We start from the raw sequence: 14,207 nt of genomic DNA, 5'->3' as shown, positions 1-14,207 counted from the left end.
CCGGTTTTCCTACCGGGTCGCGTGGAAGGTCTGCCCAAGGTTGGCCGGTGCATCGTGACTGCTGCGGCTGCGGTTGGACGAGATGAAAACGAGCACGAGGATCGTTATCAGATATGGGGACATCGACAAGTACTGCACCCCCCAGGTCATTCCGGCGGCCTGAAGATTGAGTTGCAGCACCGTGATGCCGCCGAAAAGATAGGCACCGATGAGAACGCGGCCGGCGCGCCAGCTGGCGAAGACCACGATGGCCAGCGCGATCCAGCCCGCACCGGCGGTCATGCCTTCGGTCCATTGCGGCACGCGCACAAGGCTGAGATAGGCGCCACCCAGCCCGGCACAGGCCCCGCCGAACATGATGGCGAGGACCCGGACGCGGATCACCTTGTAGCCCAGGGCATGCGCGCTGTCGTGGCTTTCGCCCACCGCCCGCAGGATCAGCCCGGCTCGCGTGAACCTGAGAAACGCCCAGACCGCCGCAACCAGCGCGAGGCTGAAATAGACCATGATGTCATGCGAAAAGAGCATCCGCCCCAGAACCGGAAGATCGCCCAGCAGCGGGATGTCGAGCTTGGGCAGGGTCGGGGCTTTGACGCCCTCGTAGGGTTTGCCCAGAAGCGACGACAACCCCAGACCGACCAGTGTGAGGCCCAGCCCCGTTGCGACCTGGTTCGACAGAAAGACCTGCGTCAGCAGTGCAAAGGCGAGCGACAGCACCGCCCCCGCAACCGCTGCCGTGACAAAGCCCAGAAGCGGCGCGCTGGTGTTGACCGCGACGATGAAGCCGATCACCGCCCCGGTGATCATCATGCCCTCGACGCCAAGGTTCAGAACGCCGGATTTCTCGACCACCATCTCTCCGATGGCGGCCAGCAGGATCGGCGTGGCCGAGATCATGATCGACGCGACCAGCAGGACGGGGTTGATGGCGCTCAGGTCCATGTCGGCGCTCCATGCACAAGGTGGACGACCAGCGCAAACAGCGCGGCGCTGCCCAGCATGATGACGATATGCGAAAGGCTGGGTCGATGCTGCGTCAGTCGCGTCAGACCCGGAAAGCGCCGGTGCAGACCCAGTGCCGCGATCAGCGCGATGGCGGCCACGACGGCCACATGCCCCAGCACGAAGAGCACCATGTTCGCCGGGCCCTCGCCGATCAGCCAGCCATGCAGCATCCAGAGCATCATCGCGCCCATCATCAGGCCCATGAACGCGGGTTTGAGGATACAGGATCCCATCACGCCACCTCCGCCGCGCCGAACCGGACGCGATAATTGGTCAGAACATCCACCCCCAGCAGGAAGAACAGCAGCATCCCCTGAAACAGCTGGATCGACGCGCCGGGCACACCCAGCATGAGCTGCGCCAGTTCGCCGCCAATGTATGTCAGCGCCATCAGCAGCCCCGCCAGCAGGATACCCACCGGGTGCAGGCGCCCAAGGAAGGCCACGATGATCGCGGTGAAGCCATAGCCCGATCCAAAGTCGATGCTGATCTGCCCCGCCGGTCCCGTGACCTCGAAAAGCCCCGCCATGCCGGCCAGTGCGCCGGCAAGCCCCAGACAGAACAGGATGGTGCGCGCAGGCGACACGCCCGAGAATTTCGCGGCCCGCGGCGCTTCGCCGGTCAGGCGAATGTTGTAGCCCTGAATGTGCCGCGTCAGCAGCACATAGGCGAGGATCACCGCGATGAACGCTGCCAGCACGCCGAGATGCATGCCGGTGTTCGGGATCAGCTCGAGGTTCTGCGAGGACGACCATTGCGACAGGTTGCGCGAGCCGGGAAAGCCCATGCCTTCGGGGTTGCGCAGGAGGCCGGAGGAGACCGAGGCCAGAAGGTTTTCGGCCACATAGACCAGCATCAGCGAGACAAGGATCTCGTTGGTTCCGAACTTCACCTTCAGGAGCGCCGGGATCATCGCCCAGGCCCAGCCTCCCAAAGCGCCCGCCACCACCATCAGCGGCAGGATCAACGCCGACTCCATCGGGTAGAGCGCAAGTCCCGCCCCCGCGCCGCAGATGGCACCCATGATGTACTGGCCCTCGGCCCCGATGTTCCAGATGCCTGCCCTGAAGCCGATCGACAGCCCGATTGCGATCAGGATCAGCGGCCCGGCCTTGACCAGCAGCTGCGGCCGCGAAAACCCGGAAAACTGAGGATGAAACAGCGGATCCCAGAAGATCGTCCGGATCGCCTCGACCGGCGAGGTGCCGATCAGGCCGAACATGATGCCGCCGAAGATCATGGTCAGAACCACGGCAAGGATCGGCGTCGCCACTGTCCATGCTTTTGACGGCTGCGGGCGTTTTTCAAGCCGGATCACAGGCCACCCTCCTGCGTCACATGCTGGCTTTTGTCGGAATGTGCGTACTTGGAAAAAGAAGAAGCAGGGCAGGCTGCGCCGAATCCAGGCTTCTTCTTTTCATAAATATGCATTTGATCGGTCGCCTCCATATACTTTACTCGGGCAAAGGCGTCACTCCGCAACATGGGCCACCTCCATGTCATGCGCGCCGCCCATCATCAGACCAATCTCGTCGATGCTCAGATCCGCGACTGGTCGCAGCGCCGACAGCCGCCCTTCGTTCAGCGCGCCGAAGCGGTCCGCGATTTCCATCAACTCGTCCAGATCCTGACTTACCACGAGGATCGCCGCGCCCTGCGCCGCCAGATCCAGCAGCGCCTGACGGATCGCTGCAGCGGCTGCCGCATCGACACCCCATGTCGGTTGGTTGACAACAAGGATGTCGGGGTTCTGCGCCACCTCGCGACCGATGACGAATTTCTGCAGGTTGCCGCCCGAAAGCGCCCGCGCGGCCACATGAGTGCCCGGCGTGCGAACGTCGAAGCGTTTGATCACGTCCTGCGCAAAGCCGTCGGCGCGACCCCAGTTGATGAAGCCCCGGTTCACGAGCCGTTGCCGCCGTCCCGCCGTCAGCACCGCGTTTTCCGTCAGGCTCATGTTCGGGGCCGCCGCGTGGCCCAGCCGTTCTTCCGGTGCGGTCAGAAAGCCCACCGCGCGGCGCTCCACCGGTCCGTCGCGGCTCACATCCGCGCCCTTGACCCAGATCGTGCCGCGCTGGGAGGTGCGTTCGCCCGACAGCGCCAGCAGCAATTCGTCCTGCCCGTTGCCGGCAACCCCGCCAAAGCCCAGCACCTCGCCCGCGCGCAGCTCGAAACTGATCCCGCGCAGGGGCGTGCCGAAGGCACCGGGCGCGGGCATGGTCAGGTTGTCGACCCGCAAGAGCACCTCTCCGGGGGTCTTGGCCTTGGCGGCAGGTGAGGCAAAGCTGGACCCCACCATCATTTCCGCCATCGCGCGCGCGGTGGTTTCGGACGGCGTGCAGGTCGCCACCTTCTTGCCCAGCCGCAGGATCGTCGCATGATCGCAAAGCGCGCGGATCTCTTCCAGCTTGTGGCTGATATAAAGGATCGCCGTGCCCTCGGATTTCAGCTTGCGCAGGGTCTCGAACAGGATCTCCACCTCCTGCGGCGTCAGCACCGAGGTCGGCTCGTCCATGATCAGAAGTTTCGGATCCTGCAGGAGACAGCGAATGATTTCAACGCGTTGCCGTTCGCCCGCCGAGAGGGTGCCGACGGTGCGCGACGGATCGAGCGGCAGGCCGTAGGTTTCCGACACCTCGCGGATCTGGCGGGCCAGGTCGCGGGGCTTGGGCGGGTTCTCCATCCCCAGCGCCACGTTTTCGGCCACGTCGAGCGCGTCGAAGAGCGAGAAATGCTGAAACACCATCGCCACCCCGGCCTGCCGCGCGGCGCTGGGCTCGGACGGCGTGTAGGGTTTGCCGCGCAGCGTCATGCTGCCCTTGTCCGGCTTCACCAGCCCGTAGATCATCTTGACCAGCGTCGACTTGCCCGCACCGTTCTCGCCCAGCAATGCGTGGATTTCCCCTTCGCGGATGTCGAAGGACACGTCGTCATTGGCGACGACACCGGGATAGGCTTTGGTCAGGCCGTCGAGGCGAAGGAGGTCGTCGGGCAAAGGGCACCTGATTTGGTCGTTGCAAGGCTCAATAGCTGGGCGGAAACCCCGACGGCAATCGCCTGAGGGTGCTTTCCAAGGGATTTTTGCCCAATAGGACAGCAAATGCGAGATATTTGGGCGTCACTGTGCCCCATCTTGCGAAGGCGGGAAGTAAATCGGGCCCTTTTCGTGTCGGACCCGATCAGCCCGGCAAATCCGAAACCGTGGTGCAGAAGCGCATCGCAGAGGCTCAGGTCAAGCGCATGGGAATAGGTCAGAACCAGATGCGCGGCCTCTTGCGGCGCATGCGGCACGACACGCAGAGGGTCGCTGGCGGGCAGGGCGCTGACGCGCTCGGGGATGGCGTCGGGAAAGCGGTTGGGAGCGGTGTCGACCCAGGTGATCTCGAACTCCGGGATCGGGTGCAGCACATCCACCAGCGCCCGTCCGACATGGCCCGCGCCCCAGATCCAAACGGGCTGTGCGGTCTGTGCAACGGGTTCCACAAACCAGCCCTGCACCATCCGCGGGCGCAGGTCCACGCCCTGATTGCGCGCGCAGGTGGTCAGGCGTTTGACCGCCAGAGGCATCTCGCCCGGCCCGCGCGCGATGATGGTTTCGCCGTCCAAGTCGGCAAGCCGGTTGGCGTCAAAGACTTCGGTGAGCAACGTAACCGAGCCACCGCAGCACTGGCCCAGCTCCGGCCCCAGCGGATGGCGGCTGAACCCTTCGCGGACAAACGCCTGTTGCGCGGCCTGATACTCCAACGCGCCGCCGCCGATGGTCCCGGATTGCCCGCCGTCCCAGACAAGCATCGCCGCGCCAACTTCGCGCGGCGATGACCCCTGCACCTCGGCGATTACCACGCGGGCAACCCGGCCATGTGCCGCAACGGCAACGCGTAAGGCATTGAGATCAAACGCCATCGCGCACCCTTTCGATGGCAGTCAGCACCCGTTCGGGCGTAGCGGGCGCGTCCAGCGTCGGGTAGCCGTCACCGCAGGAGGCCACCGCATCGGACAGGGCCAGAAACACCGACATGCCCAGCATGAAGGGCGGCTCTCCGACCGCCTTGGAGCGGTAGATCGTGTCCTCCCGGTTGCGCCCGTCCCAGAGCGCGACGTTGAACACGTCCGGGCGGTCCGAACATGCGGGGATCTTGTAGGTCGAGGGCGCGTGGGTGCGCAAACGGCCCGCCTGATCCCAGACCAGTTCCTCGGTCGTGAGCCAACCCGCGCCCTGCACGAACCCGCCTTCCACCTGCCCGATGTCCAGCGCGGGGTTCAGCGACGATCCGGCATCGTGCAGGATGTCGGTGCGCAGGACGCGGTACTCGCCGGTCAGCGTGTCCACCGCCACTTCGCTGAGTGCCGCGCCATAGGCGAAATAGAAGAACGGTCTTCCCTGACCCTTGATCCGGTCCCAGCTCAGTTTCGGCGTGCGATAGAACCCCGTGGCCGACAGGCTCACCCGCGCCTCATAGGTCATCTGCGCGACACGTGCGAAACTGTAGGTCTCGCCCTGAACGCGCACCTGACCATCCGCAAACACCACATCCCGCGCGTCGCATTGATGCAGGCTCGCCAGATGGTTCGCCATCCGGTCGCGGATCGTGTCACAGGCCGCCTTGACCGCCATACCGTTGAGATCCGACCCCGAAGAGGCCGCTGTGGCCGAGGTGTTGGGCACCTTGCCGGTGTCCGTCGCGGTGATCTTCACCATCTCCAGCGGCACGCCAAAACGGTCAGCGGCCACCTGCGCCACCTTCTGGAACAGCCCCTGTCCCATCTCGGTGCCGCCATGGTTCATGTGGATGGAGCCGTCCTGATACACATGCACCAAAGCGCCCGCCTGATTGAGATGCGTCAGCGTGAAGGAAATCCCGAACTTCACCGGTGAAAAAGCAAGTCCCTTCTTGATCACCGCATTGCCCGCGTTCCACTCCGCCACCGCGGCACGCCGCGCCTCGTAATCCGCGCCGTCCAGCAACCGATCCGTCATGTCGTGCAGGATGAAATCCTCGACCACCTGCCCGTAGGGCGTGGTCTGCCCCGCGACCGCCCCCTCAGCACCGGTGTTCTCCACCAGCTCCTCGGAGCCGCGTGACGCGATGTCCTGCTCCTTCATCTTGCTGGATAAACTCCGGGGGGGCGCCGAAGGCGCGGGGGTCGCCAGTGCTGCGCCATTGGTCCGAGCTGCACTGGCGACGCCCCCCTCCACCTCTGCCGAATAGTAATTCGCCCGACGCACCGCGACCGGGTCGAGCCCCAGATCATGCGCGATGTGATCCATCACACGCTCGATCCCGAGCATCCCCTGCGGTCCGCCAAAACCCCGGAACGCCGTCGCACTCTGGGTGTTGGTTTTCAAACGATGGCTTTCGATCCGCACATGGGGCAGGTGATAGGCGTTGTCGGCATGCAGCATCGCGCGGTCTGCGACCGGCAGGGATAGGTCCTGCGCCCAGCCGCAGCGTGTGTACTGCTCGAACTCAACACCCGAGATCACACCCTCATCATCAAACCCGACGCGGTATTCGATGCGGAAATCGTGCCGCTTGCCGGTGATCATGAAATCATCGTCGCGGTCGTAACGCATTTTGGCGGGTTTGCCGGTGGCCGCGGCCACCACGGCACAGGCAATCGCCAAAGCGTTGCCCTGACTTTCCTTGCCGCCGAACCCGCCGCCCATGCGCCGTGTCTCCACCCGCACCGCGTGCATCGGCAGGTGCAGGGCGTGGGCCACTTTATGCTGGATCTCGGTCGGGTGCTGGGTCGAGGCGTGCACCACCATGTCGCCGCCTTCCTGCGGCAGGGCCATGGCGGATTGGCCTTCGAGGTAGAAATGCTCCTGCCCGCCCATTTCAATCACGCCGCTGATCTGGCGCGGGGCGGTGTCGATGGCCTCACCCGCATCGCCCTTTTCCCAGATGCGCGGGCCGTCCTCGAAGCGGCTGTCGGCGGCCAAAGCCTCGTCGATGGTCAGGATCGCGTCGCGTTCGGCATAGCTGATCTGCCCGAGACGCGCCGCCTTGCGGGCGGCGAGGTGGCTGGTGGCGGCGACCAGAAAGATCGGCTGGCCAAGGTACTGGATCGTGGCCCCCGACAGCATCGGCTCGTCATGGGCCGAGGGTGAACAATCGCAGTCACTGGGCAGGTCCTTGGCTTCCCAGACACCCACCACACCGGGGGCTGCACGCACGGCGTCGAGATTGATCGCGGTGATCCGCCCGGCGGCGATACTGCTCAGACCAAAAGCCAGATGCAGCGTGCCTTTGGGCGTCGGGATGTCATCCACATAGCGGGCCTGTCCGGTGACATGCAGATGCGCCGCGTCATGGGGTAGGGGTTTTGCGACTGTCATGCCGACACCTCCAGCACGTTGGACGCGATGCCCTGATCCTCGTGCCAGTAGCGCAGGAGCATGTTTTCGGCCGTCCGCAAGCGGTAATCGGCTGAGGCGCGCATGTCGGACAGGGGCGTGTAGTCCTCGGCCATTTGTGCCATCGCGGCGCGGATCGTGGCCTCGGTCCACGGCTTGCCGGTCAGGGCGGCTTCGACCGCTTTCGCCCGTTTCGGCGTACCCGCCATGCCGCCAAAGGCGATGCGGGCGTCCGTGACCGTGGCGTCTGTCACGGTGATGTTGAACGCCCCGCAGACGGCGGAGATGTCCTGATCGAAGCGTTTGGAGAGCTTGTAAACCTTCAACCCCGGCGCGTGGCGCGGGAGCGTGACGGCCTCGACAAATTCGCCCTTGGCGCGGTCCTGTTTGCCGTAGTCGATAAAGAACTCTTCCAATGGCATATCGCGGCGGTGGTCCCCCGCCCGCAGGTGCAGCGTGGCCCCCAGTGCGATCAGCGCGGGCGGGTTGTCCCCGATGGGCGAGCCATTGGCGATGTTGCCGCCGATGGTCGCCGCCGCGCGCACCTGGGTCGAGCCGTAGCGGCGGATCATCTCGGCATAAGACGGGTGCAGGTTTTTGACGGCTTTCAGAACGCGGTCCATGGTGACACCTGCACCGATGCGCAAGTGATCGCCCGTTTCCTCGATCTGCTGCAGTTCGGTGCAGCGGTTGAGGAAAATCACGTCCTGCAGATCGCGCAGGGATTTGGTGACCCACAGCCCCACATCCGTAGCGCCCGCGATCAGCGTCGCTTCGGGACGGGCGGCGTAGGCGGCAGCGAGCTCGTCCAGCGTTTCCGTGGCGGAGAGGCTGGGGGGCTGTCTGCCCCCCAGACCCCCCGAAAGGTATTTTTGAACCAGAGAAGCTGGGGGCGTGTCCCTGAGCCAATCGGGCGCGGGCTGATCGGTGGCCGCCTCCGCCGCGCGGATGATCGGGGCGTAGCCCGTGCAGCGGCAGAGGTTGCCCGCCAGTACGTCGTCGTGGTTCCGGTCGCCGTTGAGATGCGCAACCGCCATCGACACGACAAAACCGGGCGTGCAGAAGCCGCATTGCGAGCCGTGGTGGTCGATCATCGCCTGCTGCACAGGGTGCAGGCTGCCGTCGGGGGCGCTGATGCCTTCGACCGTGCGCACGGCAGTGCCGTCAAGCTGGGGCAGGAAGAGGATGCAGGCGTTCAGCGCCCGTGCGCCGCGCGCATCGGTGACCATCACCGTGCAGGCCCCGCAATCGCCTTCGTTACAGCCTTCCTTGGTGCCGGTGAGGCCGCGCTCTTCGCGCAGCCAATCGAGCAGCGTTGCCGTGGGGGACACGTCTCGCAGCTCCACGCTCTCTCCGTTCAGAAGAAAGGTGATATCCATGTGAAAAACCTGCCGCCTTACCAATATGCCCCGTTATATGCGCGCCCTCGATGCGGCGTAGAAAACGCGCTGGGTTATCCCTGTCGTGCTGTGAGGCTAGGCAAGCGGGGCCCGGTTTGGCAAGCGATTTTGTCCTGAAATGCCGATGACGCCGGGACGAGTGCCTGTTTCAGAGGCGTTCGGCGAGCTGGGCCAACTGGTGCAGGCTGGTGCCCCAGCCGTCGAAAAAGCCCATCTTTTCATGTGCATCGCGCTTTTCCGAATCGGAGTGCATGACAAGCGCGTGGTACAGCGTGCCGCTGTCCTGCGGGATCAGACGGACATCGGCGGTCATGAAGGCGGGGGTCGGCGCGGGGCGGAAGCCCGGCAGAACGCCATCGGTAAAGACCAGCCGGCTGTATTTGTCGGCCAGCAGGAAACAGCCGTCGTTTTCCATCAGGGTGCCATCAGGCAGTTTCATAACGTTGAAGGCGCGACCACCGGGGCGCAAGTCGTTCTCGACTTCGGTCACTTCGACGGGGGGCGGGGTGAACCATTGCTTGAAGAGGTCCGGCTCTTCCCAGCAGCGCCAGATGGTTTCGGGACGTGCCCTGATCAGCCGTTCGATTTGAAGGTCGGTGCTCGGGTTGAAGGTCATTTCAGCTCTCCTGAGCGGATGAGGCGCTCCAGACGGTCGAGTCCGCTGGTCCAGCCTGCGTCGAAATCGCCCTGCATGTCCTCGCCGGTCATCGAGGCCACGGCGACATCGACGGTGAGGGTGGTTGCAGGGTCGTCCGGCGCCAGCACGTAAGTGACCAGCGACACGCCGAAGCGCTGCCCGCCTGCGATGACCGTCTCGGTGAAACAGGCGCGGGTGGGGGCGTCGATGTGATACCAATGGGTGTCGACGGTGAATTCGGGATTGTCCGCCGGTCCGCAGCGGTGGCGTTCCTGCCCGCCTTCGCGCAGGTCGGTGGTTTCGAGCACCAATACGGCATCGTCCGACGGCGCGCCCCAGAGTTCGCGCGATTTGCTGTCGGTCAGCAGATGCCAGAGGCGGTCTTGCGGGGTTGCGATGGTGCGGGTCAGACGGAAGGTGGCGATGGGGGCGGTCATGTATTGGGCCTTTCAAGAGCTTCGGCCAGCGCCTGCAACCGGTCGAGACGCCCTTCCCACAGCCTGCGCTGTCGGGTGAGCCAGTCTTCAGCGGCGACCATGGGGGCGGCCTCGATGTGCAGGATGCGGGTGCGGCCGGTTTTTTCGGACCGCACCAGACCGGCCTTTTCGAGCTTGCCCAAATGTTTGAGGAAAGACGGCAGCGCCATGTCATGCGGGCCGTGCAGGTCGGACACGCTGGCAGGGCCGTCGAGCAGGCGTTCGATCACCGCCCGGCGGGTCGGGTCGGCCATTGCGGAGAAAACGGAATCGAGTTGGTTAGCCATATGGCTAGGTAATGGCAGGAGCTGGCCTGCGTCAAGAAAAACCTAGCCATGTGGCTAACTTTTGATTTTGGTAATCAGAACGGCAGGAACCCGTCGCCAAGTTCGTAGCTCTTTACCGCGAGAAGCGGTTGGTTGCCGCCATAAGAGAACACGAAGACATGGGCGAGGTCCGATGCCAGTGTCATGCGGCAGAAATTGGCGTCGGCGTCGAAATCCGCCGGGCACCCCATGAGATCGACATGCTCGACCGAGGCTTCGAAGACCTCGTAGGTCATCACGCCTTCTGCGAGGTAGCTTGTCCCGTCATGGTGCGTTTCGCCCGGCCCCGAGGCGGCGGCCATCGTGCCGATGCAGGCGGCCACGCATGCTGTCTTGATCACTGTCCCATACATTTGTTGATTCCTTTTGTCAGGTATTGCAGCGCAATTACTGACTGATTTAGTCGGAAATGTAAAGCACCGTCTTTTCTTCTCGCAACGACCACCGCTTGGGCTTTTCAGCGCCGCGGACCCTGCATAGTGTGACCGCATGGCTGATCCCCGATTCATTCACCTGCGCGTGCATTCCGAATACTCGCTGCTCGAGGGCGCGGTGCGGCTCAAGAAGTTGCCCGATCTCTGCATCACCAAGGACATGCCGGCCGTTGCATTGACGGACACCAACAACCTGTTTGCAGCGCTGGAGTTTTCGGTCTCGGCGGCGGGTGCCGGGGTGCAGCCGATCATCGGGTGCCAGGTCGACCTGCGGGTTGCCGATCCTGCGCCGGGCGAGCGGGCCAAGCCGCCTGCGCCGGTGGTTCTGCTGGCGCAGACCGAGACCGGGTATGAGCATCTGATGAAGCTCAACTCCTGTCTTTACCTGCGTCATGACGGGGAACTGCCGCATGTGACGCTGGACGAGTTGGCGCAGCACAGCGAAGACGTGATCTGCCTGTCCGGCGGGCCGGATGGCGCGGTGGGCCGCATCCTGCAACAGGGCAATCGCGGTGCCGCCGAGGCGGTGATGCAGCGATTGGCCGAGATCTTCGGCGACCGGCTTTATGTCGAGTTGCAGCGCCATCCGGGGGAAAACGGCCTGCCGGAGGCTGAACGCCTGACCGAGCGGCCCTTCGTGGAGATGGCCTATGCGATGGGTCTGCCGCTGGTGGCGACCAATGATGTCTATTTCCCGAAATCCGACATGTACGAGGCGCATGACGCGCTGATCTGTATCGCCGACGGTGCCTATGTCGACCAGCAGGAGCCGCGCCGGCGGTTGACGCCGCAGCATTACTTCAAGTCGCCGCAGGAGATGGTGACGCTGTTTGCCGACCTGCCCGAGGCGATTGAAAACACGGTGGAAATCGCGAAACGCTGTGCCTTCATGGCGTACCGGCGCGATCCGATTCTGCCGAAATTCGCGGATGACGAGGTCGAGGAACTCAAGCGTCAGGCGCGGCAGGGGCTGAAGGACCGCCTTGCGGTGATCCCGCATGCCGCGCCGGTCGAGGAATACGAGAAGCGGCTCGAATTCGAGCTGGGCATCATCGAAGGCATGGGCTTTCCCGGCTACTTCCTGATCGTGGCCGACTTCATTAAATGGGCCAAGGACCACGACATCCCGGTGGGGCCGGGGCGGGGCTCGGGCGCGGGCTCTCTGGTGGCCTATGCGCTGACCATCACGGACCTTGATCCGCTGCGCTACCAGCTTCTGTTCGAACGCTTCCTGAACCCGGAACGTGTGTCGATGCCCGACTTCGACATCGACTTCTGCATGGACCGCCGCGAAGAGGTGATCCGCTACGTGCAGGACAAGTACGGCAAGGACCGGGTTGGCCAGATCATCACCTTCGGTGCGCTTCTGTCCAAGGCGGCGGTGCGCGACGTGGGACGGGTGTTGCAGATGCCCTACGGGCAGGTGGACCGCCTGTCGAAGATGATCCCGGTCGAAGGGGTCAAGCCCGTCAGCATCGAAAAGGCGCTCAAGGATGAACCGCGCCTGCGCGAGGCGGCGCGCGAGGAAGAGGTAGTGGACCGGCTTCTGACCTATGGCCAGCAGGTCGAAGGGCTGCTGCGCAACGCCTCCACCCATGCTGCAGGTGTGGTGATCGGGGACCGGCCTTTGGACGAGCTGGTGCCGCTCTATCAGGACCCGCGGTCGGACATGCCGGCGACGCAGTTCAACATGAAATGGGTGGAACAGGCGGGTCTGGTGAAGTTCGACTTCCTTGGCCTCAAGACGCTGACGGTCATCCAATACGCGCTGGACATGATCTTCAAGTCCGGGCGCCCGTTGCATATCGCGGCGGATGGGACAGAGCTTTATGCACCTTTCGAAGGGGCCGAGAATGACATCGGTCAGATTCCGCTGGATGACGAGGCGACCTACAAGCTTTACGCCGCCGCGAAAACCGTTGCCGTGTTCCAGGTGGAAAGTTCGGGGATGATGGATGCGCTCAAGCGCATGAAGCCCACCTGTATCGAAGACATCGTGGCGCTTGTGGCGCTCTACCGTCCCGGCCCGATGGAAAACATCCCCACCTATTGCGAGGTCAAGAACGGCCTGCGGGAACGGGAATCCGTCCATCCGCTGATCGACCACATCCTTGAGGAAACGCAGGGCATCATCGTCTACCAGGAACAGGTGATGCAGATCGCGCAGGTCATGGCGGGCTACAGCCTTGGTGGCGCGGACCTGCTGCGCCGCGCGATGGGCAAAAAGATCAAGGAGGCGATGGACGCCGAACGCCCCAAGTTCGAAAAGGGCGCGGCAGAGAATGGCGTCGAGGCCAAGAAAGCCTCGGAAGTGTTCGACCTTCTGGAGAAGTTTGCGAATTACGGCTTCAACAAATCCCACGCCGCCGCCTATGCGGTGGTGAGCTACCAGACGGCGTGGCTCAAGGCGAACCACCCGGTCGAGTTCATGGCGGGCGTCATGAACTGCGATATTCACCTGACTGACAAGCTGGCCACCTATTTCGAAGAGGTGAAGAAAGGGCTGGGCCTGCCGTGGGTGCCGCCCTGCGTGAACCGGTCTGAGGCGATGTTCGACGTGCAGGACGGGGCGCTGGTCTACGCGCTGGGCGCGCTCAAGAACGTCGGTGTGGACGCGATGAAGCTGATCACCGAGGCGCGTGGCGAGAAACCATTTGTCACCCTGTTCGACGTGGCCAGACGGGTCGATCTGAAACGCGTGGGCAAAAGGCCGCTGGAGATGCTGGCGCGGTCCGGTGCGTTTGACCAGCTTGATCGCAACCGCAGGCGGGTGTTCGAAAGCCTTGATGCGCTGGTCGGCTATTCCGCGGCGATCCACGAACAGCGCGCTTCGGCGCAGGTGTCCTTGTTCGGCGAAGCGGGCGACGACCTGCCGGAACCGCGCCTGTCGCCCGTGACGGACTGGCTGCCCGCTGAACGTCTGTCGGAAGAGTTCAAGGCCGTGGGGTTCTACCTGTCGGGCCATCCGCTCGACGACTACATGACCGCGCTCAAGCGCAAGGGCGCGATGACGCTGGATGACGTTCTTGCCAAGGCGCAGAACGGACCCTGCGTGGTCAAGATGGCCGGGGTTGTTGCGGGGCGGCAGGAGCGCAAATCCGCGCGCGGCAACCGCTTTGCCTTTGCCCAGCTCAGCGATCCGACCGGGGCCTATGAGGTCACGCTGTTTTCTGATACGCTCGAGGCCGCTCGCGATCATCTGGAGACCGGATCGAAGGTCATGGTCACTTGTGAGGCCACGCTGGAATCCGACCAGCTCAAGCTGCTGGGGCGGTCCGTGGCGCCGGTCGAGTCCGCCGTTGCGGATGCGGTCAGCATGGGATTGCGCATCTTCGTCGATGCGCCAGACGCGGTCCCGCATGTGGCGTCGGTCCTGACCCGCGCGGCGGACCAGTTGCCCAAGGCCGGAAAGGGGCCGATCCGCATCTGCTGTCTCAACGCGCCGGGGCTGCCGGGGGAAGTTGATGTGGCGCTGGCCCGCGAATTCCCCGTGACACCCGAAATCAAAGGCGCCATCAAGTCGCTGGGCGGTGTGCTCGACGTCGAAGAGCTCTGATCTGCCAAGGGCGGA

The 14,207-nt window shown here is 64.1% G+C and carries 13 protein-coding genes; 1 reads left to right on the top strand and 12 read right to left on the bottom strand.

Annotated elements, in window-relative coordinates; translation table 11 throughout:
• Positions 1–9: 9 nt before the first annotated feature.
• The 12 genes from MRY75_RS17075 to MRY75_RS17020 form a co-directional block, all read right to left on the bottom strand.
• Complete coding sequence (locus MRY75_RS17075; RefSeq protein ID WP_292309211.1) at positions 10–942, bottom strand: ABC transporter permease; 933 nt, start codon at positions 940–942, stop codon at positions 10–12.
• Entirely contained in the window at positions 933–1,238 is a 306-nt protein-coding gene (locus MRY75_RS17070) for a hypothetical protein (RefSeq protein WP_292309210.1), read from the bottom strand. Before MRY75_RS17070 ends, MRY75_RS17075 begins: the two co-directional genes overlap by 10 nt.
• Positions 1,238–2,323, bottom strand: coding sequence for an ABC transporter permease (locus tag MRY75_RS17065; RefSeq protein ID WP_292309209.1), 1,086 nt, complete (start codon positions 2,321–2,323; stop codon positions 1,238–1,240). Before MRY75_RS17065 ends, MRY75_RS17070 begins: the two co-directional genes overlap by 1 nt.
• Positions 2,320–2,490, bottom strand: coding sequence for a hypothetical protein (locus MRY75_RS17060; protein ID WP_292309208.1), 171 nt, complete (start codon positions 2,488–2,490; stop codon positions 2,320–2,322). Before MRY75_RS17060 ends, MRY75_RS17065 begins: the two co-directional genes overlap by 4 nt.
• Entirely contained in the window at positions 2,477–4,000 is a 1,524-nt protein-coding gene (locus MRY75_RS17055) for an ABC transporter ATP-binding protein (protein WP_292309207.1), read from the bottom strand. Before MRY75_RS17055 ends, MRY75_RS17060 begins: the two co-directional genes overlap by 14 nt.
• Complete coding sequence (xdhC, locus tag MRY75_RS17050) at positions 3,967–4,908, bottom strand: xanthine dehydrogenase accessory protein XdhC (RefSeq protein ID WP_292309206.1); 942 nt, start codon at positions 4,906–4,908, stop codon at positions 3,967–3,969. Before xdhC ends, MRY75_RS17055 begins: the two co-directional genes overlap by 34 nt.
• A complete protein-coding gene (gene xdhB, locus MRY75_RS17045) occupies positions 4,898–7,345 on the bottom strand; it encodes a xanthine dehydrogenase molybdopterin binding subunit (RefSeq protein ID WP_292309205.1) in 2,448 nt (815 codons plus the stop codon). Before xdhB ends, xdhC begins: the two co-directional genes overlap by 11 nt.
• Positions 7,342–8,742, bottom strand: a complete 1,401-nt coding sequence (gene xdhA / locus MRY75_RS17040; RefSeq protein ID WP_292309204.1) for a xanthine dehydrogenase small subunit — start codon at positions 8,740–8,742, stop codon at positions 7,342–7,344. Before xdhA ends, xdhB begins: the two co-directional genes overlap by 4 nt.
• Positions 8,743–8,911: 169 nt before the next feature.
• Positions 8,912–9,379 carry an SRPBCC family protein gene (locus MRY75_RS17035; RefSeq protein WP_292309203.1) on the bottom strand — a complete coding sequence of 156 codons (468 nt, stop codon included), beginning with the start codon at positions 9,377–9,379 and terminating at the stop codon, positions 8,912–8,914.
• Complete coding sequence (locus tag MRY75_RS17030; protein WP_292309202.1) at positions 9,376–9,837, bottom strand: SRPBCC domain-containing protein; 462 nt, start codon at positions 9,835–9,837, stop codon at positions 9,376–9,378. The genes MRY75_RS17035 and MRY75_RS17030 overlap by 4 nt, the downstream gene beginning before the upstream one ends.
• Entirely contained in the window at positions 9,834–10,163 is a 330-nt protein-coding gene (locus MRY75_RS17025) for a metalloregulator ArsR/SmtB family transcription factor (RefSeq protein ID WP_292309201.1), read from the bottom strand. Before MRY75_RS17025 ends, MRY75_RS17030 begins: the two co-directional genes overlap by 4 nt.
• A gap of 74 nt (positions 10,164–10,237) precedes the next feature.
• Positions 10,238–10,543: a hypothetical protein gene (locus MRY75_RS17020; RefSeq protein ID WP_292309200.1), complete on the bottom strand. Its 306-nt coding sequence runs from the start codon at positions 10,541–10,543 to the stop codon at positions 10,238–10,240.
• 148 nt (positions 10,544–10,691) lie between these two features.
• On the opposite strand from MRY75_RS17020, the gene dnaE reads away from it, so the two are divergent.
• The gene (gene dnaE / locus MRY75_RS17015; RefSeq protein WP_292309199.1) at positions 10,692–14,192 is read left to right on the top strand and encodes a DNA polymerase III subunit alpha; all 3,501 of its coding nucleotides are present in this window, start codon (positions 10,692–10,694) and stop codon (positions 14,190–14,192) included.
• The last annotated feature ends 15 nt before the right edge of the window (positions 14,193–14,207 follow it).

This window comes from Marivita sp. (genome assembly GCF_022763305.1).
Lineage (GTDB): Bacteria > Pseudomonadota > Alphaproteobacteria > Rhodobacterales > Rhodobacteraceae > Marivita.
This window is presented reverse-complemented; position numbering and strand designations above follow the sequence as displayed.

Coding starts and splice junctions, on each gene's coding strand:
- MRY75_RS17075 (WP_292309211.1), bottom strand. CDS start 942: ATGGACCTGAGCGCCATCAACCCCGTCCTGCTGGTCGCGTCGATCATG.
- MRY75_RS17070 (WP_292309210.1), bottom strand. CDS start 1,238: ATGGGATCCTGTATCCTCAAACCCGCGTTCATGGGCCTGATGATGGGC.
- MRY75_RS17060 (WP_292309208.1), bottom strand. CDS start 2,490: ATGTTGCGGAGTGACGCCTTTGCCCGAGTAAAGTATATGGAGGCGACC.
- xdhC (WP_292309206.1), bottom strand. CDS start 4,908: ATGGCGTTTGATCTCAATGCCTTACGCGTTGCCGTTGCGGCACATGGC.
- xdhB (WP_292309205.1), bottom strand. CDS start 7,345: ATGACAGTCGCAAAACCCCTACCCCATGACGCGGCGCATCTGCATGTC.
- xdhA (WP_292309204.1), bottom strand. CDS start 8,742: ATGGATATCACCTTTCTTCTGAACGGAGAGAGCGTGGAGCTGCGAGAC.
- MRY75_RS17035 (WP_292309203.1), bottom strand. CDS start 9,379: ATGACCTTCAACCCGAGCACCGACCTTCAAATCGAACGGCTGATCAGG.
- MRY75_RS17030 (WP_292309202.1), bottom strand. CDS start 9,837: ATGACCGCCCCCATCGCCACCTTCCGTCTGACCCGCACCATCGCAACC.
- MRY75_RS17025 (WP_292309201.1), bottom strand. CDS start 10,163: ATGGCTAACCAACTCGATTCCGTTTTCTCCGCAATGGCCGACCCGACC.
- dnaE (WP_292309199.1), top strand. CDS start 10,692: ATGGCTGATCCCCGATTCATTCACCTGCGCGTGCATTCCGAATACTCG.